Below are 22,208 nucleotides of genomic sequence, written 5' to 3' on the forward strand. Positions count from 1 at the left end.
GCAGTTCTCTAAGGCCGCAGTTCAGCGGAAAAGTCGTACCTACGCAGCTCAGCGACAAAGTCGTAGTAGTCGTTGCGGCAGTAGGTGTCGGTGATTTCGATCGGCGTGTTGTCGGCGGTGTAGCCGACCCGGGTCATCAGCAGCATGGCGGTGCCGGGGGCGATGCCCACCAGGGCGGCGAACTCATCCGAGGCGTTGATGGCCTGGATGTGTTGCAGGGCCCGCACCACCGGTTTGCCGATGCCTTCCAGGTATTCGTAGAGCGAGCTGCCGATGGCCTGGGGGGTGGGCACGATCGAGGCGGGCAGGGCGCTCATTTCAATGGCCATCACGGTGTCATCTGCCTTGCGCAGGCGCTTGAGCCGCGCCACTTTGTCGGTGGGCGACAGGCACAGGCGGATCAGCTCTTCGTGGGTCGGCGGGGTGATCTCGCGCACCAGCCACTGGGAACTGGGGGCAAACCCCTTGAGCCGCAGCATTTCGCTGAACCCCGAGAGGCGCGACAGCGGCTGTTCCAGGCGTGGCGTAATAAACGTGCCAGAGCCCTGGCTGCGGCGGATCAGGCCTTGGGCAAACAACACTTCCAGCGCTTTACGGGCGGTGACCCGGGAAATACCCAACTGCTCGCTGAGCACACGCTCCGAGGGCAAGGCCTGCTCGGATTTCCACTGGCCAGCATGGATCGCCGCTTCGAGGTTGCGGGCCAGTTGCAGGTACAACGGCGTGGATTGTCGGTCGTCTGGACGCAGGGTCTGGATGGGATTCATCTGTAGGGTTTCCGATGCGTTATTGGAGTGTTGTCGCCCGGTAATGGCCGGAAATTAATACCACTTAAATACCATGTCAATGCCGCCAAAAGCGTGCGGGACCGGCTTGCAGGGCACTTTTTCAGGGGGTGGTATCAAGTGGTATTAGAGAGGTCTTTGTCGCGCGCAGAAACGCACAGCCCGCGCCGATGAAATGGTATTCACCGGCAGGGGCTGTGGCAGAGGCAGGTTTTTTTTGAATTATTTTACCAACGGTCGAAGTTACGGACGGATCTCGATCATCGTGCCGTCCTTGACCAGGTTCCACACTTCGCGCATGTCGACATTGCGCATGCCGATGCAGCCGTCGGTCCAGTCCAGGGTGTGGAACCACTGTTCCGGATACTCCTCACTGTCTGGCGTGCCGTGGATCATGATCATGCTGCCGGGCTTGACCCCTTCGCGGCGGGCGCGGGCGGCATCGCTGATATTGGGGTAGGAGATATGCATGGACAGGTTGAAACGGTCGCTGGTCTTGCGCCAGTCGATCCAGTAGAAGCCTTCCGGGGTGCGGCGGTCGCCTTCGATCAGCTTGTGGCCCTTGGGGTTCTTGCCCAGGGAGATGCGGTAGGTCTTCAGCGGTTTGCCGTCGTGGATCAGTTGCAACTGATGGGCGGACTTGAGCACCAGGATCTTATCGACGGTTTTACCGCCCAGGGTTTGCAGGGTGGTGGCTGACGACAGGGTGACGAACGACAGGCAGAGCAGAGCAAGCAACCAACGCATTGCAGCGGTATCCCTTTGACGGTGACCTTCGATTGTTATTGTGCAGGGTGAGTCAAGGGTGGCACCGATTCGCTGCGCACGGGAAACACCTGTTGCCGACGGTCGGCGAAAAAGCATTCTAGGGTACGCCGTACCGTGCGGAAAGCCAGGTCGGACCAAGGGATGTCCGCTTCATCGAACAGTTTGACTTCCAGGCTCTCGGGGCCGGCGGCAAAGTCCAGGTCGATCAGTTCGGCGCGGTAGAAGATATGCACCTGGCTGATGTGCGGTACGTCGATCAGCGTGTAGATCGTCAGGTTGCGCACCCTGGCGCAGGCTTCTTCGAGGGTTTCGCGCATTGCGCCCTGTTCCACGGTCTCGCCGTTTTCCATAAAGCCTGCCGGCAGGGTCCAGTAGCCCAGGCGCGGCTCGATGGCGCGCCGGCACAGCAGCACCTGGTTGCCCCAGACGGGCAGGGTGCCGGTGACGATATTTGGATTCTGATAGTGAATGGTCTGACAGTGGTCACAGATATAACGCAGGCGCGCGTCGCCTTCGGGAATGCGCTGGATGACCGGTTTACCGCACTGGCTGCAGAAGTTCATGCTTGGGTTCCTGGGGACTGCGCCTATCTTGGCGTGCAGGGCAGTGGCCTGCAAGTTGTCGTTTAGCGACACCGCCGGGGTTTTGGGGTTGGGCACCCGTACGCTTTGGTGCATGATGCAAGGTAGCCAACAGATCGAGATGACTCATGCTGGACGAGCTACTTCGCCGGGTAACCAATCACACGCCACGCACGCTGGAAACTGACAGCCGTTTCCCCGAGGCCGCCGTGCTGGTGCCGATTACCCGCAGTGACGAACCCGAGCTGATCCTGACCCTGCGTGCCAGCGGCCTGTCGACCCATGGCGGCGAAGTGGCGTTTCCGGGTGGGCGCCGTGACCCCGAAGACCCGGACCTGGTGTTCACCGCGCTGCGCGAGGCCGAAGAGGAAATCGGCCTGCCACCGGGCCTGGTGGAAGTGATCGGGCCCTTGAGCCCCCTGATCTCCCTGCACGGCATCCGCGTGACCCCCTATGTGGGCGTGATCCCCGACTATGTCGAATACCTGGCCAACGATGCCGAGATTGCCGCCGTATTCAGCGTGCCCCTGGAGTTTTTCCGCCAGGACCCGCGTGAGCACACCCACCGTATCGACTACCAGGGCCGCAGTTGGTACGTGCCCAGCTATCGCTTTGGTGAATACAAGATCTGGGGCCTGACGGCGATCATGATCGTCGAGTTGATTAACCTGCTCTATGACGATGCCGATATCAGCCTGCACCGTCCGCCGAAAAGCTTTATCAATACTTAAGCCATCGTTTGAATGGCAAGCCGTGAGGGAAGACCATGAAATACCGCCTGGGCGATGCCCGCGTCGAGACACATCCAGATAGCTGGGTAGCCCCCAATGCCACGCTGGTGGGCAAGGTCAAGCTGGAGGAGGGCGCCAACGTCTGGTTCAACGCGGTGTTGCGTGGCGACAACGAACTGATCCTGATCGGCAAGAACAGCAACGTGCAGGACGGCAGCGTGATGCACACCGACATGGGCTACCCGCTGACCCTGGGCACCGGTGTGACGGTGGGGCATAACGCCATGCTGCATGGCTGTACCGTCGGCGACTACAGCCTGATTGGCATCAATGCGGTGATCCTCAACGGCGCCAAGATTGGCCGGCACTGCATCATCGGCGCCAATTCGTTGATCGGCGAAGGCAAGGAAATCCCTGATGGCTCGCTGGTAATGGGCTCGCCCGGCAAGGTGGTGCGGGAATTGACCGAGCAACAGAAGAACATGCTGGAGGCCAGTGCTGCGCACTATGTGCACAACTCTCAGCGCTATGCCCGTGACCTGGTCGAGCAGCCGGAATGAACCCGGTTGAACGCCCCGTCGCCTCGCCCTGCGTGAGCATTTGTGCGCTGGATGACGACGATATCTGCACCGGTTGCCAGCGCAATGTCGACGAAATCACCCGTTGGAGCCGCATGGACAACGCCGAGCGCCGGGTGGTGCTGGGGTTATGTCATGAGCGGGCTAAGGCCAGTGGGGTGTTGTGGATGATTCCTGGGAAATCTGGCGCCTGACAGGGCGCTATCGCAGGCAAGCCAGCTCCCTCATTTTGAAATGCATTCCAATGTGGGGGCTGGCTTGCCTGCGATGAGGCCCCTCCAGACGACATCCCTTTAATTGTGTACCCTGTGCGCATTACCCACAGGTCCCTCGCCCCATGCTCTTCCTGATCGCCTATATCAGCAGCGTCGTGCTGATCAACTTCGCCTTTTCCACCGCCCCGCACCTGGATGTCATCTGGTCCGCCTGGGGTGGCCTGGTGTTTATCCTGCGGGACATGGTGCAAACGCGCTTCGGCCACGGGGCGATTATCGCGATGCTCGCGGCGCTGGTGCTGTCCTACATCACCTCCGATCCGTCCATCGCCCTGGCCAGCGCCACGGCGTTCGCGGTCTCCGAGTGCATCGACTGGCTGGTCTTCAGCATCACCAAGCGCCCGTTGCATGACCGGCTGTGGATCAGCTCGGCGCTGAGCATTCCCCTCGATACCTTTATCTTTTTTGGCCTGATCGGCGCGTTGACGCCGGCGGTGGTCGGTACCGCCCTGGCCTCGAAATTTGCCGGGGTCACCGTGGTGTGGCTGGCCATGGCCTGGCGTTTGCGGCGCCAGCGTGTCGCCAACTGAGGCCAATGCCCGCCGTTCATGTAAAATGCCGGCCTTTCTCCCCCTGATCCGCTCCCCTGAGGACCTGAGATGACCCGAATCGGAACTCCATTGTCGCCAACCGCGACCCGCGTATTGATGTGTGGCTGCGGTGAGCTGGGCAAGGAAGTGGTAATTGAGCTGCAGCGCCTGGGCGTTGAAGTGATTGCCGTGGATCGCTACGCCAACGCGCCGGCCATGCAGGTGGCGCATCGCAGCCACGTGATCAACATGCTCGACGGCGCAGCCCTGCGTGCGGTGATCGAGGCGGAAAAGCCGCACTTCATCGTCCCGGAAATCGAAGCCATTGCCACCGGCACCCTGGTGGAACTGGAGGCTGAAGGTTTTACCGTGATCCCCACCGCCCGTGCGGCGCTGTTGACCATGAACCGTGAAGGCATCCGCCGCCTGGCCGCTGAAGAGCTGGACCTGCCGACCTCGCCGTACCATTTTGCCGACACCGTGGAAGACTACCGCAAGGCCGTCGAAGACCTCGGCTTCCCCTGCGTGGTCAAACCGGTGATGAGTTCGTCGGGCAAGGGCCAGAGCCTGTTGCGTAGCGCCGATGACGTGCAGAAAGCCTGGGACTACGCCCAGGAAGGCGGGCGTGCAGGTAAAGGTCGGGTGATCATCGAAGGGTTTATCGACTTCGACTACGAAATCACCCTGCTGACCGTGCGTCACGTCGGTGGCACCACCTTCTGCGCGCCTGTCGGCCATCGTCAGGAGAAGGGCGACTACCAGGAGTCCTGGCAGCCCCAGGCCATGAGCCCGGCGGCCCTGGCCGAATCCGAGCGCGTCGCCAAAGCCGTGACCGAGGCCCTGGGTGGTCGTGGTCTGTTTGGGGTCGAGCTGTTTATCAAGGGCGACCAGGTGTGGTTCAGCGAAGTCTCGCCGCGCCCTCACGACACCGGGCTGGTGACCCTGATTTCCCAGGACTTGTCGCAGTTTGCCCTGCACGCGCGGGCGATTCTTGGCCTGCCGATCCCATTGATCCGCCAGTTCGGGCCTTCGGCTTCGGCGGTGATTCTGGTGGAAGGGCAATCGACCCAGACGGCGTTCGCCAACCTCGGCGCGGCCCTGAGCGAGCCGGATACCGCACTGCGTCTGTTCGGCAAACCGGAAGTGAATGGCCAGCGTCGCATGGGCGTGGCGTTGGCGCGGGATGAGTCGATCGAGGCTGCCCGGGCCAAGGCGACCCGTGCCTCTCAAGCGGTGGTTGTAGAGCTGTAAAAGCATCGCGGGCAAGCCCGCTCCTACATGTGGAAGGCGTTCCAGTGTGGGAGCGGGTTTGCCCGCGATAGCGGTCTATCAGGCGACCTTGTTCAAATCGTTATCCCGCGTCTCTTTCAGGCACAGCACCGCAATCAAACTGAGCAACGCTGCCGCCGACACATACCCGCCGACATAACTCAGCCCACCCATCGCCACCAGTTTGGTCGCGAAAAACGGTGCGGCCGAAGCCCCGACAATCCCGCCCAGGTTATACGCCGCCGACGCCCCGGTGTAACGCACGCGTGTCGGAAACAGTTCCGGCAACAACGCCCCCATCGGCGCAAAGGTCACGCCCATCAGGAACAGTTCCAGGCACAGGAACAGCGCCACGGCCCAGGTCGAGCCGTGGGTCAGCAATGGTTCCATGGTGAAGCCCGAAAGAATCGCCAGCACCGCACCGACGATCAACACCGGCTTGCGCCCATAGCGGTCACTGGCCAGGGCTGCCAGCGGTGTGGCCGCGCCCATGAACAACACGGCAAAGCACAGCAGGGCGAGGAAGGTTTCGCGGCTGTAGCCCAGGGTGCTCACGCCATAGCTCAGGGAAAACGCCGTGGTGATATAGAACAGCGCATAGCACACCACCATCGCGGCCGCGCCCAGCAGCACTTGCAACCAATGCTGGCTGAACAGCTCCACCAGCGGCACTTTTACTGGTTTTTCCTTGGCCACGGCGTTGGCGAACACCGGGGTTTCATGCAGTTTGAGGCGCGCATACAGGCCCACCATCACCAGCGCGGCGCTGAGCAGGAACGGAATGCGCCAGCCCCAGCTACGGAATTGTTCATCGTCCAGGTTCATCGCCAGGATCAGGAACAGCCCATTGGCCGCCAAAAAGCCAATGGAAGGCCCCAACTGCGGGAACATGCCGAACCAGGCACGCTTGCCCTTGGGCGCGTTTTCGGTGGCCAGCAGCGCGGCGCCGCCCCATTCCCCGCCCAGCCCCAGGCCCTGGCCGAAACGCAGCACGCACAACAGGATCGGGGCCCAGGCACCAATGGTGTCGTAACCCGGCAACAGGCCGATCAGGGTGGTGCACACGCCCATCAGCAGCAAGGAGGCCACCAGCGTCGACTTGCGCCCGATGCGGTCACCGAAGTGGCCGAACAGCGCCGAACCCAGTGGCCGCGCGATAAAGGCGATACCGAAGGTCAGGAACGCCGCCAGCATCTGCGCGGTGCCGGAACTCTGCGGGAAGAACACCGGGCCGATCACCAGCGCGGCGGCCGTGGCGTAGATATAGAAGTCGTAGAACTCGATGGCGGTGCCGATGATGCTCGCGGTGGCGACCCGGCTGGTCGAGTTGGTCGGGGCGGCGGGAGCGGCCTCGTTATAGGTGGTGCTCATTGAGGTATCCCTGATGGTCATTGCGCGCTTGGCGCGGATTATTATTGGTCTTGCACCCATGGATCAGGGCAGTGCGCGGCGTTGGCTCGGGATGGGAGCGGGTACCGGTCAGACACGGGGTTGCGGTGCCTGGACACGCTCAGTGCGGATAGCACGCGGTCGGGCGGGGCTTGGGTAAGCGCGATAGATTATAGGAAGGGGGTTGCGCTGCAAACAAGGGCTGGAGCGCGGTCTTAGCGGCTGAAAACATCAAATGTGGGAGAAGCGGGCGCCTCGGTGTATCAGTGACACTGAGGTGAGGCTATCGCGGGCAAGCCCGCTTCCACACGGGCTTGTCCACCGTGAGTCAGGTGGCAATCGGCGCTGAGCCGATATGCCAGATCAGCACCTTGCTCACCCGATTGTCTTCAGTTTCGAGGATTTCCAGGCGATAACGGCCGATCTTCACGCACACCGAGCAATCGGGAATGGTCTCCAGCGCTTCGGTCACCAGGCCGTTGAGGGTCTTGGGGCCGTCGCTGGGCAGGTGCCAGCCCAGGCACTTGTTCAGCTCGCGGATCGATACGGCACCGTCGATCACATAGCGGCCGTCAGGCTGGGGCTGGATCAGCGGGTTATCCAGGCTCTGCTCGCTTTCGAATTCGCCGACGATCTCTTCCAGAATGTCTTCCAGGGTGACGATGCCCAGCACTTCGCCGTATTCGTCCACCACCATGCCCAGGCGGCGTTGCTGCTTGTGGAAGTTGAGCAATTGCAGTTGCAGCGGCGTGCTTTCCGGGACGAAGTACGGCTCGTGGCAGGCTGCGAGCAGGGCTTCCTTGGTCAGGCTGGCATCGGGCAGCAGGTGCTGGATCTGCCGGGTGTTGAGCACCGCCTCGACCTGGTTGATATCGCTGTGGAACACCGGCAGCCGCGTGCGCTTGGAGCTGCGCAGTTGTTCGATGATCTCCTCGATAGAGTCGTCGAGGTTGATGCCATCGACTTCGCTGCGCGGCACCAGGATGTCATTGACGGTAATGTTGTCCAGGGCGTGGATACCCGGCATGCCCGGCCGAGGGTCGTCGTTCGCGTCTGAGGCTTGCTCGTCGGACGGGTTGCTCTGTGGCTCGTCGCTTTTCTTGACGATCCCCGACTTGCGTTCGAAAGGGCGCAGCAACAGCAGGCTGAGGCCATTGAGCAGCCAGGCCAGGGGATAGAGGATTTTCAGCGGCACACCCAGCAGCGTATTGCCAAACCCCAGCACCGCGTGCGGATAGCGGGTGGCGAGGGTGCGCGGCAGGTAGTCGGCCAGCACCAGCAACAGCCCGCTGGAGACCAGCCAACCCAGCCAGGGACCGTTTTCGGCCCAGGCATAGATCGCCAGCAGGGTGCACAGAATCACCACCACCGCGCGGCACAGGGTGTTGCACAGGATCAGGCTGTTGCGCGGGAAGTTGAGGCGGGCGGCGGCCTTGTCGCCCTGGCGCGTACCGGGGCGCAGGGCCAGCAAATGGTGCTGGGCCGCTTCGATGGCGGTAAACAGCGCCGACCACAAGACCAGCAGCGCGACTACCGCGAGCATCGGCTCAAGGGGCAAGTTGTGCATGATTGCCGCCCGTCAGATATGCAGGATGAATTCGCGAACCAGCTTGCTGCCGAAATACGCCAGCATCAGCAGGCAGAAGCCGGCCAGGGTCCAGCGGATCGCCTTGTGCCCGCGCCAGCCCAGGCGATTGCGGCCCCACAGCAGCACGCTGAACACCACCCAGGCCAGGCACGCCAGCAGGGTTTTGTGCACCAGGTGCTGGGCGAACAGGTTCTCGACGAACAGCCAGCCGGAAATCAGCGACAGCGACAGCAGCGTCCAGCCGGCCCAGAGGAAACCGAACAGCAGGCTTTCCATGGTCTGCAGCGGCGGGAAGTTCTTGATCAGCCCGGAAGGGTGCTTGTGCTTGAGCTGGTGGTCCTGCAAGAGCAGCAGCAACGCCTGGAACACGGCGATGGTGAACATGCCGTAGGCCAGGATCGACAGCAAGATATGCGCGAGGATGCCCGGCTCCTCGTCGATCACCTGCACCGTGCCGGTGGGGGCAAATTGCGCCAGCAGCACTGTCAGCATCCCCAGGGGGAAGAGCAGCAACAGCAGGTTCTCCACCGGGATCCGCGCGCAGGCCAGCAGCGTCAAGGCAATGACCGCAGCGGCAATCAGGCTGGCGGCGCTGAAAAAATCCAGGCCCAGGCCCACTGGTGTCATCAGGTGGGTGAACAGGCTGGCAGCGTGGGCCAGCAAGGCGAACACGCCGAGGCCGGCCAGCAGGCGTTTGTCCGCTCTGGCGCGTTGGGCCAGACGGGTGCCCTGGTAGAGGGTCGCAGCGGCATACAAGAGTGCGGCGGCGAGACTGGGTAGCAAACTGGGTGACAAAGGGAGCATAAATCCTGTTAGGCAAGCCCGAAAGCCGATGAGTTTGGCACACACCTGCGTTCCACGAAAGACCAGCGGGCCAGACAGCGGGTGTGCATGACGGCAGTCTTCGCTATAATCCGCGACCTGCCCACGCCGCAGGCTCGCCAAGCGCTGTTTTTAATAGCGATTTACACAGCCTGGGCCGCCATTACCTCGGTCTACCGATGCACTTCGATGAATAGGGCCTGAAAGGATCGCGCATGTTTGAAAACTTGACTGACCGTCTCTCGCAGACGCTGCGCCATGTCACCGGCAAGGCCAAGCTGACCGAGGACAATATTAAAGACACCCTGCGCGAAGTGCGCATGGCGTTGCTCGAAGCCGACGTTGCCTTGCCTGTGGTCAAGGATTTCGTCAACTCGGTCAAGGAGCGTGCGGTCGGCACTGAAGTGTCCCGCAGCCTGACGCCGGGCCAGGCCTTTGTGAAGGTCGTCCAGGCCGAGCTCGAAAGCCTGATGGGTGCGGCCAACGAAGACCTGAACCTCAGCGCCGTGCCGCCGGCCGTGGTGTTGATGGCCGGTTTGCAGGGGGCGGGCAAGACCACCACCGCTGCCAAGCTGGCGCGCTTCCTTAAAGAGCGCAAGAAAAAATCCGTGATGGTGGTGTCGGCGGACGTGTACCGTCCGGCCGCGATCAAGCAGCTGGAAATGCTCGCCGGTGAAATCGGCGTGACCTTTTTCCCGTCCGACCTGAGCCAGAAGCCGGTCGACATCGCCAACGCTGCCATTAAAGAAGCCAAGCTCAAGTTCATCGACGTGGTGATCGTCGATACCGCCGGTCGCCTGCACATCGACGAAGAGATGATGGGCGAGATCAAGGCGCTGCATGCCGCGATCAACCCGGTAGAAACCCTGTTCGTGGTCGATGCCATGACCGGCCAGGACGCGGCGAACACCGCCAAGGCCTTTGGTGATGCCCTGCCGCTGACCGGCGTGATCCTGACCAAGGTCGACGGTGATGCCCGTGGCGGTGCCGCACTGTCGGTGCGCGCAATCACCGGCAAGCCGATCAAGTTCATCGGTATGGGCGAGAAGACCGAAGCGCTCGAGCCGTTCCACCCTGAGCGGATCGCCTCGCGGATCCTCGGCATGGGCGACGTGCTCAGCCTGATCGAGCAGGCCGAGCAGACCCTCGACAAGGACAAGGCCGACAAGCTGGCCAAGAAGCTGAAAAAGGGCAAGGGCTTCGACCTCGAAGACTTCCGCGATCAGCTGCAACAGATGAAGAACATGGGCGGCCTCGGCGGCCTGATGGACAAGCTGCCGAACATCGGCGGTGTGAACCTGGCGCAAATGGGCAATGCCCAGGGTGCGGCAGAGAAGCAGTTCAAGCAGATGGAAGCCATCATCAACTCCATGACCCCGGCCGAGCGCCGCGACCCTGAGCTGATCAGCGGTTCGCGCAAACGTCGGATCGCCATGGGTTCCGGCACCCAGGTGCAGGACATCGGTCGCTTGATCAAGCAGCACAAGCAGATGCAAAAGATGATGAAGAAGTTCTCCGCCAAAGGCGGCATGGCCAAAATGATGCGCGGCATGGGCGGTATGATGCCCGGCCGTGGCATGCCGAAGATGTAAAGAATTCGCGCAAGGGCTTGCTCTTGCGCAGACCCACAAGGATGTGGGATCTCCAGCAAACCCGCCGTTGGCGGGAGCTGACTCGCCGTTTTAACCGACGGCTCTATAGCAGATCTGAATGGCCCGCGGTCAGGCGCCGGAAAAAGACATTTGCAAAAGTCCGGATATTCCTTAGAATATGCGGCCTTTCGGGCACCCATGCCCGCTGTGCATTTAGATTTGCAGCACCGACTACAGGAACGATGTTCACATGCTAACAATCCGTCTTGCCCTTGGCGGCTCCAAAAAGCGCCCGTTTTACCACTTGACCGTAACCGACAGCCGCAACCCGCGCGACGGTTCGCACAAGGAACAGGTTGGTTTCTTCAACCCTGTTGCTCGTGGTCAAGAAGTTCGTCTGTCCGTGAACCAAGAGCGCGTAGCCTACTGGCTGAGCGTTGGTGCACAGCCTTCCGAGCGTGTTGCCAAGTTGTTGAAGGACTCGGCTAAGGCCGCAGCCTGAGCAATATGAACGCGACGCCAGCTGTTGCTGATGATTTGATCGTTATCGGCAAGATTTACTCTGTTCATGGCGTTCGCGGCGAAGTGAAGGTGTATTCCTTTACTGATCCGACTGAAAACCTGTTGCAGTACAAGACCTGGACGCTCAAGCGCGAAGGTAGTGTGAAACAGGTCGAGCTGGTCAGTGGACGCGGGAACGATAAGTTCCTGGTCGCAAAGCTCAAGGGTCTCGATGATCGTGAAGAAGCGCGTCTTCTGGCCGGTTATGAGATCTGCGTGCCGCGCAACCTGTTCCCTGAATTGACCGACGGCGAGTACTACTGGTACCAGCTGGAAGGTCTGAAGGTTATTGATCAACTCGGGCAATTGCTCGGGAAAATCGACCATCTTCTGGAAACCGGCGCCAATGATGTAATGGTGGTCAAGCCTTGCGCTGGCAGCCTGGATGATCGCGAACGCCTGTTGCCCTATACCGAGCAATGCGTGTTGGCCGTCGACCTGGCAGCGGGCGAGATGAAGGTGGAATGGGACGCGGACTTCTAAGCGTGGCTAATTTGCGCATTGAAGTGATCAGTTTGTTTCCCGAGATGTTTTCTGCCATCAGCGAGTACGGCATCACCAGTCGGGCGGTGAAACAAGGGCTCTTGCAGCTCACTTGTTGGAACCCGCGAGACTACACGACGGATCGACATCACACTGTGGACGATCGCCCATTTGGCGGTGGCCCGGGCATGGTGATGAAGATCAAGCCCCTGGAAGACGCCCTGGTTCAGGCCAAGGCAGCAGCAGGGGAGAAGGCGAAGGTAATTTACCTGTCCCCTCAAGGCCGTCAGCTGAAACAGGCGGCGGTACGCGAACTGGCGAATGAGGAAGCACTGATCCTGATTGCCGGTCGCTATGAAGGCATTGACGAGCGTTTTATTGAAGCTCATGTCGATGAAGAGTGGTCGATTGGGGACTATGTCCTGTCTGGCGGTGAGCTGCCGGCGATGGTCCTGATAGATGCGGTTACACGACTGCTGCCTGGAGCTTTAGGGCATGCGGACTCCGCGGAGGAAGATTCCTTCACGGATGGTTTGCTGGATTGCCCGCACTACACCCGACCGGAGGTGTATGCGGATCAGCGTGTTCCCGACGTGTTGCTAAGTGGCAATCACGCACACATCCGGCGTTGGCGTTTACAGCAGTCCCTTGGTCGGACCTATGAACGACGCGCCGATCTTCTGGAAAGCCGCTCGCTTTCTGGAGAAGAGAAGAAGCTGCTCGAGGAATACATCCTCGCGCGGGACGATAGTTAACAACGTATCGATGGTAGATCCGACGATCTACCTTAGGAGCACAGCATGACTAACAAAATCATCCTTGCACTCGAAGCAGAGCAGATGACCAAAGAGATCCCTACCTTTGCCCCGGGCGACACTATTGTCGTTCAGGTGAAAGTGAAGGAAGGCGACCGTTCGCGTCTGCAAGCGTTCGAAGGCGTCGTAATCGCCAAGCGTAACCGTGGTGTGAACAGTGCTTTCACTGTTCGTAAAATCTCCAACGGTGTTGGCGTAGAGCGTACTTTCCAGACCTACAGCCCGCAAATCGACAGCATGGCCGTTAAGCGTCGCGGTGACGTACGTAAAGCCAAGCTGTACTACCTGCGTGACCTGTCCGGTAAAGCAGCTCGCATCAAGGAAAAACTGGCTTAAGTCCAGCTTCCCGATGCAGAAAAAAGCAGCCTACGGGCTGCTTTTTTGTGCCTGAAATTTGCCCCTTGCCCGGAACCCGTTCATGACCACCCGCCTCGAAGAAATCCAGCGCCGCACCGACCTGTCCGTGACCCATGTAACCAAAGCCGTATTCCCGCCGACCACCAACCACCACAACACGCTGTTTGGCGGTACTGCATTGGCCTGGATGGATGAAGTGTCGTTCATCACCGCCACGCGCTTTTGCCGTTTGCCGCTGGTGACGGTGTCTACCGACCGTATCGACTTCAATCACGCGATCCCGGCCGGTTCCATCGTCGAGCTGATTGGCCGCGTGATCAAAGTCGGTAACACCAGCCTCAAGGTGGAAGTGGAGGTGTTTGTCGAGAGCATGAGTGCCGATGGCCGCGAGAAGGCGATCCAGGGTGTGTTCAGCTTTGTCGCAATTGATGACGATAAGCGCCCGGTGCCAGTGCTGCCTGGGTTTGTAGACTGATCCGAGACCGCGTCGCCGCTATCGCGGGCCAGCCAGCTCCCACATTAGCCATGCATTTTCCTGGGGGCGGGGGCTTGCCTGCGATAGGATCTACCAGACACTAAAGTACTCAGCCTGAGCCCCCATGCCCGCCATTGACCATCCCCTGATCGACCGCTTCCTCGACGCCCTCTGGCTGGAAAAAGGCCTGTCGGACAACACGCGCCAGTCCTACCGCAGCGACCTGGCCCTGTTCAATGGCTGGTTGCTGGAGAGAAACCTCGAGCTGAGCCACGCCGGGCGTGAGTTGATCCTCGATCACCTGGCCTGGCGCCTTGAGCAGAACTACAAGCCGCGCTCCACTGCGCGATTCCTCTCGGGAGTGCGTGGGTTTTATCGCTATTTGCTGCGGGAAAAGCTGATTGCTGTCGACCCGACCCTGCAAGTCGATATGCCGCAACTCGGCAGGCCGTTGCCCAAGTCCCTGTCAGAAGCCGACGTCGAAGCCCTGCTGGCCGCGCCCGACCTGAGCGAAGCCATCGGCCAGCGCGACCGCGCCATGCTGGAAGTCTTGTATGCCTGCGGCCTGCGCGTCACCGAGCTGATCAGCCTGACCCTGGAGCAGGTCAACCTGCGCCAGGGTGTGTTGCGGGTGATGGGCAAGGGCAGCAAGGAGCGCCTGGTGCCCATGGGCGAAGAGGCAATCGTGTGGGTCGAGCGCTATATGCGCGATGCCCGCAGCGAGCTGCTCGGCGGGCGCCCCAGTGACGTGCTGTTCCCCAGCCTGCGCGGCGAGCAGATGACCCGCCAGACCTTCTGGCATCGCATCAAGCACCAGGCCAAGGTCGCCGGGATCGGCAAGTCGCTGTCCCCCCACACCCTGCGCCATGCATTTGCCACCCATCTGCTCAACCATGGCGCGGATTTGCGCGTGGTGCAGATGTTGCTGGGCCATAGCGACCTGTCGACCACGCAGATTTATACCCATGTGGCGCGGGCAAGGTTGCAGGACCTGCATGCCAAACATCACCCAAGGGGCTGACAGGCCCCAATTTGGCCGCCAGCGTCTGCCCTGGCGCCCAATTGTGGTAGGCTTTGCCGGTTTGCAAAGGGGACGGTCCCGAGCCGTGTTTCCAGATCGGCGTCCTGGCCTTCGTCCCTGCATCTGCCTTCAGGAGTTCCCATGCGCTTGACCCAGATTTTTGCCGCCGCAGCCATTGCGTTGGTTTCAACCTTTGCCGTCGCCGATGACGCCGCCGAGAAGACAATCCGTAAGAGTCTGGAAAGCCTCCAGCTCGAAACCCCGGTCGAAAGCATCAGCGCCAGCCCGATGGCCGGCCTGTATGAAGTCAAGCTCAAGGGCAGCCGCGTGCTGTATGCCAGCGCCGACGGTCAGTACATCGTCCAGGGCTACCTGTTCCAGTTGAAAGACGGCAAGCCGGTCAACCTCACCGAGAAGGCTGAGCGCGTTGGGATCTCCAAGCTGATCAACGGTATCCCGGTGGCCGAGACCGTGGTCTACCCCGCGATTGGCGAAACCAAGACCCACATCACTGTGTTCACCGACACCACTTGCCCGTACTGCCACAAGCTGCACGCCGAGATACCTGCGCTGAACAAGATGGGTGTCGAAGTGCGTTACGTAGCGTTCCCGCGCCAGGGCCTCGGTTCGCCGGGCGACGAGCAACTGCAAGCGGTATGGTGCGCAACCGACAAGAAAGCAGCCATGGACAAGATGGTCGATGGCAAAGAAATCAAGTCCGCCAAGTGTGCCAATCCGGTTTCCAAGCAGTACGCTCTGGGTCAGTCCATCGGGGTGAACGGTACGCCGGCCATCGTCTTGGCCGACGGCCAGGTGATTCCGGGCTACCAGCCTGCGCCACAAGTCGCCAAACTGGCACTGGGTGCCAAATAAACAGTATTGTCGAGCCTTTGACGATCAGGCCCGCCGACACGTCGACGGGTCATTAACAGAGAGCCGCAGTTGTGCGGCTGTTTTTCACGGCCGACCTTGAGTCGGCCGTTTCATGGGGAGTTCTTCAGTGAAACCGGTCAAAGTAGGCATCTGTGGGTTAGGGACCGTCGGTGGCGGCACCTTGAACGTACTTCAGCGTAACGCTGAGGAGATTTCCCGCCGTGCAGGGCGCGGGATTGAAGTGGCACAAATTGCCATGCGTACGCCAAAGCCTCAGTACCAAACGACCGGTATTGCGATTACCAACGATGTCTTCGATGTGGCCACGAACCCTGAAATCGACATCGTCATCGAGTTGGTCGGCGGCTACACCGTCGCCCGTGAGTTGGTGCTCAAGGCCATCGAAAACGGCAAGCACGTGGTTACCGCCAACAAGGCGCTGATTGCCGTGCACGGCAACGAAATTTTCGCCAAGGCCCGCGAGAAGGGCGTGATCGTGGCGTTCGAAGCCGCAGTCGCTGGCGGTATCCCGGTGATCAAGGCGATCCGCGAAGGCCTGTCGGCCAACCGTATCAACTGGGTTGCGGGCATCATCAACGGCACCGGTAACTTCATCCTTACCGAAATGCGCGAGAAGGGCCGTACCTTCGAAGACGTGCTGGCCGAAGCCCAGGCCCTGGGTTACGCCGAAGCCGACCCGACGTTTGACGTAGAAGGTATCGACGCGGCGCACAAGCTGACCATCCTGGCGTCCATCGCCTTTGGTATCCCGCTGCAGTTCGACAAGGCCTACACCGAAGGCATCACCAAGCTGACCACCGCCGACGTGAACTACGCCGAAGCCCTGGGCTACCGCATCAAGCACCTGGGCGTGGCGCGCAGTACCGCTGCCGGTATCGAGTTGCGCGTGCACCCGACCCTGATTCCGGCCGACCGCCTGATCGCCAACGTCAATGGCGTGATGAACGCGGTGATGGTCAATGGTGATGCGGCCGGTTCGACCCTGTTCTACGGCGCCGGTGCCGGCATGGAGCCGACCGCTTCGTCGGTGATCGCCGACCTGGTGGACGTGGTCCGCGCCATGACCAGCGACCCGGAAAACCGCGTGCCGCACCTGGCCTTCCAGCCGGACTCGCTGTCGGCCCACCCGATCCTGCCGATCGAAGCCTGCGAAAGCTCCTACTACCTGCGGATCCAGGCCAAGGATCACCCGGGCGTGTTGGCCCAGGTGGCCAGCATCCTCTCGGAGCGCGGCATCAACATTGAGTCGATCATGCAGAAGGAAGTCGAAGAACACGACGGCCTGGTGCCCATGATCCTGCTGACCCACCGTGTGCTGGAACAGCATATGAACGATGCCATTGCCGCGCTGGAAGCCCTGCAGGGCGTGGTCGGGCCGGTGGTGCGGATCCGCGTCGAACACCTGAACTAACGATAGGTTGCAGAGGCCCCGCAGGTTCGGCGGCCTCTGTTCAAGAATGTTGTAGAGGAGCCAGTCATGCGTTACATCAGCACCCGCGGCCAGGCACCGGCCCTGAATTTCGAAGACGTCCTGCTCGCAGGCCTCGCCACTGACGGCGGCCTGTACGTGCCGGAAAACCTGCCACGCTTTACCCAGGAAGAAATCGCCTCCTGGGCTGGCCTGCCGTACCACGAGCTGGCGTTCCGGGTCATGCGCCCGTTCGTTACCGGCAGCATCCCCGATGCCGATTTCAAGAAGATCCTCGAAGAAACCTACGGCGTGTTCTCGCACAACGCCATCGCCCCGCTGCGTCAGCTGAACGGCAACGAATGGGTGCTGGAGCTGTTCCACGGCCCGACCCTGGCGTTCAAGGATTTCGCCCTGCAACTGCTCGGTCGCCTGCTGGATTACGTGCTGGAGAAACGCGGCGAGCGCGTGGTGATCATCGGTGCCACCTCCGGTGATACCGGCTCGGCGGCCATCGAAGGCTGCAAGCACTGCGAAAACGTCGACATCTTCATCCTGCACCCGCACAACCGCGTATCGGATGTGCAGCGCCGGCAGATGACGACCATCTTCGGCGAGAACATCCACAATATCGCGGTCGAAGGCAACTTCGACGACTGCCAGGAAATGGTCAAGGCCAGCTTTGCTGACCAGAGCTTCCTCAAAGGCACGCGTCTGGTTGCGGTGAACTCGATCAACTGGGCGCGGATCATGGCCCAGATCGTCTACTACTTCCACGCCTCGCTGCAGTTGGGCGGGCCGGCACGTTCGGTGTCGTTCTCGGTGCCGACCGGCAACTTCGGCGATATCTTCGCCGGTTACCTGGCGCGCAACATGGGCCTGCCGATCAACCAGTTGATCGTCGCCACCAACCGTAACGACATCCTGCACCGCTTCATGAGCGGCAACCAGTACGTCAAGGAAACCCTGCACGCGACCCTGTCGCCGTCGATGGACATCATGGTCTCGTCGAACTTCGAACGCCTGCTGTTCGACATGCACGGTCGTAACGGCGCGGCCCTGGCCGGCCTGATGGACAGCTTCAAGCAGGGTGGTGGTTTCAGCGTCGATCAGGAGCGCTGGACCGAGACCCGCAAGCTGTTCGACTCCCTGGCCGTGGACGATGCCCAGACCTGCGAGACCATCGCTGAAGTCTATGCCCAGACCGGCGAGCTGCTGGACCCGCACACCGCCATTGGCGTCAAGGCCGCGCGCGAATGCCGGCGCAGCCTGGACATCCCGATGGTGATCCTCGGCACGGCCCACCCGGTGAAATTCCCTGAGGCGGTGCAGAAGGCCGGTGTCGGCAAGGCTCTGGAACTGCCGCCGCACCTGGCTGACCTGTTTGAGCGGGAAGAGCGTTGCACGGTATTGCCTAATGACCTGAAGGCTATTCAGGCGTTCGTCAGCCAGCATGGCAATCGTGGTAAGCCGCTCTGAGTTCTGAAAGGCTGCACGAATAAGGCAAACGGCGCTTGTCCAGAGATGGGGAAGCGCCGTTTTTCTTGGCGGGTATCGCGCCCTGTTTTTGATCCAGGGCGCCCCGTTACCCCTGCAACGGATATGTCCACCGAACAAAAAATAACCAAAAAGGAAACCCCCACGGTGCGGTTCACGACCCGATGGCACCTGTGCCTACTGAGCGCGCTGCTGCTCGGCCACCTGCCTGCAAGCCTGGCCGCCGTCAGCCTGCCGTTCAATCTGGTGCCGGCGTTTATCACCCTCGCGCCCATCCCCCTGGCACCCGCCGAGCGGCAGTGGCTGGCGCAACACCGAACCCTGAGGGTGGGGATTTCCATTGATGACTACCAACCCATCGATATCACCCGCGATCGCAATCGCTACCAGGGCATCAGTGCCGACTACTTGAGCCTGGTGGGGGCGCGACTCGGCGTGTCGATGCAGGTGATGGGCTTCGCCGAGCGCGCCCAGGCCGTGGATGCCCTGCGCGCCGGGACGATTGATATCCTCACCAGCGCCAACGGCTATGAACGTGACGTGCCCGGCCTGGCCTTTACGGCGGACTATATGCCCGACCGTTCGGTGGTGGTGACCCGCGGTGCCGACGCCACGCCAAACGACGCACTCCAGGACAAGAAGGTGGTGTTGCTCGATGGCTACGCCAACGTCAAGAACGTGCATGCCGCCTACCCGCAAAGCCACATCATGCTGGCGCCCAATCTCTATAGCGGCCTCGAAGCCCTGGAGCAGGGTGATGTGGATGCGTTTATCGGCAATGAAGTGATCGTGCGCGCCTACAAGTCCCTGCGTCCTTACCTGAGCATGCAGATCAAGGAGCAAAGCCGCCTGGCGCCGATTGGTTTTGCCTTCGCCACGCGCCAGGCCGATCCCTTGCTGGGCAAGATGATGGACCGGGCGTTGCAGAGCATTGATGACTCGGTGCGCCGTGAGATCCTGGCCCGTTGGACCACCGGGCTGGGGGTGGACGTCGTCGGTGAGCGTATTCCCCTGTCGGCCGCCGAGCAGGCCTGGGTGCTGCAGCATCCCCATGTGGTGGTGGCGTCCCAGCAATACTCGCCCTATGTGTTCAAAGACAAGGACGGGCGCTGGGTCGGGCTGAATGTCGACCTGCTCAATCGCCTGTCGCGCATGACCGGTTTGCAGTTCGTCATGGAGGAAGTGTTTTCCACCGCGCAGACCCTGGCAATCCTGGAAAACGGCAGTGCGGATATGAGCACTACCCTGGTGGAAAACACCGAACGCCGAAGGTTTCTGGATTTCAGCCACGGGTTTGGCGGTGCCGGCTGGGTGTTTGTCGAGCGTCTTGATACGCCACCGCTGAACAGCCTCAGCCAGCTTTCGGGCGAGGTGTTGGCGCTGCCGGCGCGGCATGTGCTCGAAGGCTACATCCGGCGTGAATACCCGCAGATCCGCCTGCGCTCGGTGGCCAACTACACCGAGGCTCGCGCCCTGGTAGCCCGGGGAGACGCGGCAGCGACCATCCAGAGTGAAGTCGAGGTGCAGAGTTATCCGACCGATGAGTTGCGGGTCGGTCGCAGTGTCGATGGCAAGTGGTCCAGTGACAACCTGTCAGTGCGCAAGGACCATCCCGAGCTGCTGAGTATTTTGAACAAGGCCCTGGAAGCTTTGCCGGTAGCCGAACTGAGCGCGTTGCGCCTGCGCTGGATGGGCGCGGTGGCGGTCCCGGTACCCGCCTGGCAGCGTGTGCCGCCATGGGCCTATTGGACGGTCGCCACGGCGCTGCTGTTTGTGCTGGTATCCCTGGTCTGGAACAGTCGGCTCAAGCGTCAGATCCGCCAGCGTGTGGAGGCCGAGCGACGGCTCAATGACCAACTGGCGTTCAAGCGCGCCCTGCTCGACGGCATGCCCAACCCGGTGTTTGTGCGTGACCTCGCTGGCCGTTTGGTCACCTGCAACAAAAGCTATGAACAGCAGTTGGCCACCCGGCTTGAACTGATCCAGGGCCTGACCCTGCCGGAGAGTGGAATTTTGCCGGCCGCCACCGCCTTGCGCCTGCATGTGGGGCACATGGAGCAACTGGAGACGCAGCAGTCGTTGTTTATCGACCGCCAACTGGAGTTCAACGGCGGTATCGCCCATGTCTATCAATGGACCGTGCCGTTTTACGATGCCCAGGGCCAGTTGCGGGGTTTGCTCGGGGGCTGGGTCGATATCAACGAGCGCAAGGTCCTGGAAACCCAACTGATGGACGCGCGTCGCGCTGCCGATGAAGCGAACTACGCCAAGAGTGCCTTTGTGTCGAACCTCAGTCATGAGATTCGTACACCGATGACGGCGATTATCGGCCTGCTGGAGCTGGAGCAGGAGCGCGCCCTGGCCTCGGGCGCCCCTGTTTCCGAGGCGTTGCAGGTGGCCCATCGCTCGGCACGGGAGTTGATTGCCCTGATGGGCGATAGCCTTGATCTGGCGAAGATCGAAGCCGGCCATCTGCAATTGGCGCCACAGACCACTGACCTGAAAGGTTTCTTCGAAGGCATCCAGCGCCTGTTTGAAGCCACTGCGCAGAAAAAGGGCCTGCACCTGACCCTGGCGTTCGATCCCCAGGCCCAAGGCTTTTACTGGTTCGACCCGCTGCGCCTGCGCCAGGTCATGCATAACCTTTTGGGCAATGCGCTGAAGTTCACGCAACGCGGAGATGTGCGTATGCGTGTCGCCTGCCAGGTGGATGGTGAGGGGCATGAATACTTGCACCTGTGCGTCGAAGATACTGGCCCCGGCATCAGCGTCGAACAGCAGGCACGAGTGTTCCGGCCGTTTATCCAGGGCAGCCCGCTGACGGCTGCCGAACATGGCGGCACCGGCTTGGGTTTGAGTATCTGCCAGCAACTGGTGGACCTGATGGGCGGGCAAATCACCCTGCACAGCGCCCTGGGCGAAGGCACCACCGTGTGTATCGACCTGCGCCTGGACCGGGTCGGCAGTGACGACCTGCCGGCGCCGGTGGCCGCCGCGCCGGTGCTGGCTGGGGGCCGGGTGCTGTCGGTGCTGATTGTCGACGACCTGCCGGCCAACCGCTTGGTGCTGGTCCAGCAGTTGCAATTCCTCGGGCACCAGGTGGTGGCCCTCAATAGTGCCGAGGCCGCATTGCAGCGTTGGCGCAGCGAGGCGTTCGACGTGCTGGTGACTGATTGTCATATGCCGGGCATGTCCGGTTATGCCCTGGCCGAGGCCATTCGCCAGATCGAAACCCAGGAGCAGCGCCCGCGCTGCGCGTTGATTGGCTGCACCGCTGCGGCCCAGGAGGACGAAAGCCAGCGCGGCCAGCAGGCGGGTATGGATGTGCTGCTGGTCAAGCCGGTGACCCTGGAGCAGTGGGCCCAGGTGCTGGCCCGGGTCACGGCGGTACCGGCCTTCGACCTGCAGGCCCTGCGCAAGATGACCCAGGCCGACGGGCCGATTCTGCAAAGCATGTTGCAGGAGTTGGCGAACAATTTGGAGCACGAGCACCACCTGTTGGGCAACGCCATGGCCGAGCACGACCTGGTGCAGGTGCGGGCCAGCCTGCATCGCCTCAAGGGCATTTGTTGCCTGGTGGATGCGCTGCCGTTGGCCAAGGCCTGCATCGCCCTTGAAAGCAGTGCGCGGGAACACCGCGACGCTGAGCTGCCGGTGCGCTGGCAAGCCTTGTCGCAGGCATTGTTGGCACTGCGAGAGGAGATTCAGCCTTATCTGGAGCAAGAATAGGACGCGTCCTATGTGGTCGCGTCCGGGTTTTGGCTAATGTGGGCCATCCTGCACGCAGCC

General features: G+C 61.4%; 22 protein-coding genes. 16 read left to right on the top strand and 6 right to left on the bottom strand.

Translation table 11 applies throughout. The features are described 5' to 3' along the window. Window positions 1-8: 8 nt before the first annotated feature. The 3 genes from PSFL_RS26805 to PSFL_RS26815 all read right to left on the bottom strand — a co-directional run bounded on the left by PSFL_RS26805 (window position 9) and on the right by PSFL_RS26815 (window position 2,116). On the bottom strand, window positions 9-767 hold the full coding sequence (locus tag PSFL_RS26805) for a GntR family transcriptional regulator (RefSeq protein WP_057959542.1): 759 nt from the start codon (window positions 765-767) through the stop codon (window positions 9-11). Between the two features lie 261 nt (window positions 768-1,028). Continuing rightward, window positions 1,029-1,532 (bottom strand): murein L,D-transpeptidase family protein, encoded by a 504-nt coding sequence (locus tag PSFL_RS26810; protein WP_057437979.1) that lies wholly within the window; start codon window positions 1,530-1,532, stop codon window positions 1,029-1,031. 35 nt (window positions 1,533-1,567) lie between these two features. Beyond that, entirely contained in the window at window positions 1,568-2,116 is a 549-nt protein-coding gene (locus PSFL_RS26815) for an NUDIX hydrolase (protein WP_397470663.1), read from the bottom strand. A 146-nt stretch (window positions 2,117-2,262) separates the two neighbouring features. On the opposite strand from PSFL_RS26815, the gene PSFL_RS26820 reads away from it, so the two are divergent. From PSFL_RS26820 to purT, 5 genes are all read left to right on the top strand, one after another. Further along, window positions 2,263-2,865 (top strand): CoA pyrophosphatase, encoded by a 603-nt coding sequence (locus PSFL_RS26820; RefSeq protein ID WP_057959545.1) that lies wholly within the window; start codon window positions 2,263-2,265, stop codon window positions 2,863-2,865. Between the two features lie 35 nt (window positions 2,866-2,900). Beyond that, window positions 2,901-3,425: a gamma carbonic anhydrase family protein gene (locus tag PSFL_RS26825; RefSeq protein WP_057437985.1), complete on the top strand. Its 525-nt coding sequence runs from the start codon at window positions 2,901-2,903 to the stop codon at window positions 3,423-3,425. Then, window positions 3,422-3,637, top strand: a complete 216-nt coding sequence (locus PSFL_RS26830; protein WP_057437987.1) for a DUF1289 domain-containing protein — start codon at window positions 3,422-3,424, stop codon at window positions 3,635-3,637. The genes PSFL_RS26825 and PSFL_RS26830 overlap by 4 nt, the downstream gene beginning before the upstream one ends. A gap of 143 nt (window positions 3,638-3,780) precedes the next feature. Continuing rightward, window positions 3,781-4,248, top strand: a complete 468-nt coding sequence (locus PSFL_RS26835) for a VUT family protein (protein ID WP_029296170.1) — start codon at window positions 3,781-3,783, stop codon at window positions 4,246-4,248. Between the two features lie 69 nt (window positions 4,249-4,317). After that, window positions 4,318-5,499, top strand: coding sequence for a formate-dependent phosphoribosylglycinamide formyltransferase (purT, locus tag PSFL_RS26840; protein ID WP_057437989.1), 1,182 nt, complete (start codon window positions 4,318-4,320; stop codon window positions 5,497-5,499). A 78-nt stretch (window positions 5,500-5,577) separates the two neighbouring features. On the opposite strand, the gene PSFL_RS26845 is transcribed toward purT, so the two are convergent. From PSFL_RS26845 to PSFL_RS26855, 3 genes are all read right to left on the bottom strand, one after another. Beyond that, the gene (locus PSFL_RS26845; RefSeq protein ID WP_029296174.1) at window positions 5,578-6,888 is read right to left on the bottom strand and encodes an MFS transporter; all 1,311 of its coding nucleotides are present in this window, start codon (window positions 6,886-6,888) and stop codon (window positions 5,578-5,580) included. A gap of 346 nt (window positions 6,889-7,234) precedes the next feature. Next, window positions 7,235-8,473 carry a transporter associated domain-containing protein gene (locus PSFL_RS26850; RefSeq protein ID WP_200657186.1) on the bottom strand — a complete coding sequence of 413 codons (1,239 nt, stop codon included), beginning with the start codon at window positions 8,471-8,473 and terminating at the stop codon, window positions 7,235-7,237. A gap of 12 nt (window positions 8,474-8,485) precedes the next feature. After that, window positions 8,486-9,298 (bottom strand): inner membrane protein YpjD, encoded by an 813-nt coding sequence (locus PSFL_RS26855; RefSeq protein WP_057437993.1) that lies wholly within the window; start codon window positions 9,296-9,298, stop codon window positions 8,486-8,488. A gap of 233 nt (window positions 9,299-9,531) precedes the next feature. Between PSFL_RS26855 and ffh the strand changes: the two genes are divergently transcribed. The 11 genes from ffh to PSFL_RS26910 all read left to right on the top strand — a co-directional run bounded on the left by ffh (window position 9,532) and on the right by PSFL_RS26910 (window position 22,148). Beyond that, window positions 9,532-10,908 (top strand): signal recognition particle protein, encoded by a 1,377-nt coding sequence (ffh, locus tag PSFL_RS26860; RefSeq protein WP_029296179.1) that lies wholly within the window; start codon window positions 9,532-9,534, stop codon window positions 10,906-10,908. 250 nt (window positions 10,909-11,158) lie between these two features. After that, window positions 11,159-11,410, top strand: coding sequence for a 30S ribosomal protein S16 (gene rpsP, locus PSFL_RS26865; protein WP_003175899.1), 252 nt, complete (start codon window positions 11,159-11,161; stop codon window positions 11,408-11,410). Window positions 11,411-11,415: 5 nt separating this feature from the next. After that, a complete protein-coding gene (gene rimM / locus PSFL_RS26870) occupies window positions 11,416-11,952 on the top strand; it encodes a ribosome maturation factor RimM (RefSeq protein WP_010565276.1) in 537 nt (178 codons plus the stop codon). Next, window positions 11,934-12,707, top strand: a complete 774-nt coding sequence (gene trmD / locus PSFL_RS26875; RefSeq protein WP_024077235.1) for a tRNA (guanosine(37)-N1)-methyltransferase TrmD — start codon at window positions 11,934-11,936, stop codon at window positions 12,705-12,707. Before rimM ends, trmD begins: the two co-directional genes overlap by 19 nt. A 45-nt stretch (window positions 12,708-12,752) precedes the next feature. Further along, window positions 12,753-13,103 (top strand): 50S ribosomal protein L19, encoded by a 351-nt coding sequence (gene rplS / locus PSFL_RS26880; protein ID WP_003175895.1) that lies wholly within the window; start codon window positions 12,753-12,755, stop codon window positions 13,101-13,103. A gap of 82 nt (window positions 13,104-13,185) precedes the next feature. Next, entirely contained in the window at window positions 13,186-13,599 is a 414-nt protein-coding gene (locus PSFL_RS26885) for an acyl-CoA thioesterase (RefSeq protein WP_057437995.1), read from the top strand. Window positions 13,600-13,723: 124 nt separating this feature from the next. Next, window positions 13,724-14,620, top strand: a complete 897-nt coding sequence (gene xerD, locus PSFL_RS26890) for a site-specific tyrosine recombinase XerD (RefSeq protein WP_057437997.1) — start codon at window positions 13,724-13,726, stop codon at window positions 14,618-14,620. Window positions 14,621-14,761: 141 nt separating this feature from the next. Further along, window positions 14,762-15,493 carry a thioredoxin fold domain-containing protein gene (locus PSFL_RS26895; protein WP_057437999.1) on the top strand — a complete coding sequence of 244 codons (732 nt, stop codon included), beginning with the start codon at window positions 14,762-14,764 and terminating at the stop codon, window positions 15,491-15,493. A gap of 127 nt (window positions 15,494-15,620) precedes the next feature. Further along, window positions 15,621-16,925, top strand: a complete 1,305-nt coding sequence (locus tag PSFL_RS26900) for a homoserine dehydrogenase (RefSeq protein ID WP_029296281.1) — start codon at window positions 15,621-15,623, stop codon at window positions 16,923-16,925. Between the two features lie 66 nt (window positions 16,926-16,991). After that, the gene (gene thrC, locus PSFL_RS26905) at window positions 16,992-18,401 is read left to right on the top strand and encodes a threonine synthase (RefSeq protein ID WP_029296283.1); all 1,410 of its coding nucleotides are present in this window, start codon (window positions 16,992-16,994) and stop codon (window positions 18,399-18,401) included. A 123-nt stretch (window positions 18,402-18,524) separates the two neighbouring features. After that, window positions 18,525-22,148 carry a transporter substrate-binding domain-containing protein gene (locus PSFL_RS26910; protein ID WP_397470664.1) on the top strand — a complete coding sequence of 1,208 codons (3,624 nt, stop codon included), beginning with the start codon at window positions 18,525-18,527 and terminating at the stop codon, window positions 22,146-22,148. Window positions 22,149-22,208 lie beyond the last annotated feature (60 nt).

Source organism: Pseudomonas sp. DD1, from assembly GCF_044510355.1.
GTDB lineage: Bacteria > Pseudomonadota > Gammaproteobacteria > Pseudomonadales > Pseudomonadaceae > Aquipseudomonas > Aquipseudomonas shahriarae.

Excerpts from the sequence above, each read along its gene's own strand:
- PSFL_RS26835 (WP_029296170.1), top strand. The coding sequence starts at position 3,781 with ATGCTCTTCCTGATCGCCTATATCAGCAGCGTCGTGCTGATCAACTTC.
- rpsP (WP_003175899.1), top strand. The coding sequence starts at position 11,159 with ATGCTAACAATCCGTCTTGCCCTTGGCGGCTCCAAAAAGCGCCCGTTT.
- PSFL_RS26845 (WP_029296174.1), bottom strand. The coding sequence starts at position 6,888 with ATGAGCACCACCTATAACGAGGCCGCTCCCGCCGCCCCGACCAACTCG.
- PSFL_RS26805 (WP_057959542.1), bottom strand. The coding sequence starts at position 767 with ATGAATCCCATCCAGACCCTGCGTCCAGACGACCGACAATCCACGCCG.
- PSFL_RS26830 (WP_057437987.1), top strand. The coding sequence starts at position 3,422 with ATGAACCCGGTTGAACGCCCCGTCGCCTCGCCCTGCGTGAGCATTTGT.
- trmD (WP_024077235.1), top strand. The coding sequence starts at position 11,934 with ATGGGACGCGGACTTCTAAGCGTGGCTAATTTGCGCATTGAAGTGATC.
- PSFL_RS26815 (WP_397470663.1), bottom strand. The coding sequence starts at position 2,116 with ATGAACTTCTGCAGCCAGTGCGGTAAACCGGTCATCCAGCGCATTCCC.
- rplS (WP_003175895.1), top strand. The coding sequence starts at position 12,753 with ATGACTAACAAAATCATCCTTGCACTCGAAGCAGAGCAGATGACCAAA.
- PSFL_RS26885 (WP_057437995.1), top strand. The coding sequence starts at position 13,186 with ATGACCACCCGCCTCGAAGAAATCCAGCGCCGCACCGACCTGTCCGTG.
- PSFL_RS26820 (WP_057959545.1), top strand. The coding sequence starts at position 2,263 with ATGCTGGACGAGCTACTTCGCCGGGTAACCAATCACACGCCACGCACG.
- PSFL_RS26850 (WP_200657186.1), bottom strand. The coding sequence starts at position 8,473 with ATGCACAACTTGCCCCTTGAGCCGATGCTCGCGGTAGTCGCGCTGCTG.
- purT (WP_057437989.1), top strand. The coding sequence starts at position 4,318 with ATGACCCGAATCGGAACTCCATTGTCGCCAACCGCGACCCGCGTATTG.
- rimM (WP_010565276.1), top strand. The coding sequence starts at position 11,416 with ATGAACGCGACGCCAGCTGTTGCTGATGATTTGATCGTTATCGGCAAG.
- PSFL_RS26895 (WP_057437999.1), top strand. The coding sequence starts at position 14,762 with ATGCGCTTGACCCAGATTTTTGCCGCCGCAGCCATTGCGTTGGTTTCA.
- xerD (WP_057437997.1), top strand. The coding sequence starts at position 13,724 with ATGCCCGCCATTGACCATCCCCTGATCGACCGCTTCCTCGACGCCCTC.
- PSFL_RS26910 (WP_397470664.1), top strand. The coding sequence starts at position 18,525 with ATGTCCACCGAACAAAAAATAACCAAAAAGGAAACCCCCACGGTGCGG.
- thrC (WP_029296283.1), top strand. The coding sequence starts at position 16,992 with ATGCGTTACATCAGCACCCGCGGCCAGGCACCGGCCCTGAATTTCGAA.
- PSFL_RS26825 (WP_057437985.1), top strand. The coding sequence starts at position 2,901 with ATGAAATACCGCCTGGGCGATGCCCGCGTCGAGACACATCCAGATAGC.
- PSFL_RS26855 (WP_057437993.1), bottom strand. The coding sequence starts at position 9,298 with ATGCTCCCTTTGTCACCCAGTTTGCTACCCAGTCTCGCCGCCGCACTC.
- PSFL_RS26810 (WP_057437979.1), bottom strand. The coding sequence starts at position 1,532 with ATGCGTTGGTTGCTTGCTCTGCTCTGCCTGTCGTTCGTCACCCTGTCG.
- ffh (WP_029296179.1), top strand. The coding sequence starts at position 9,532 with ATGTTTGAAAACTTGACTGACCGTCTCTCGCAGACGCTGCGCCATGTC.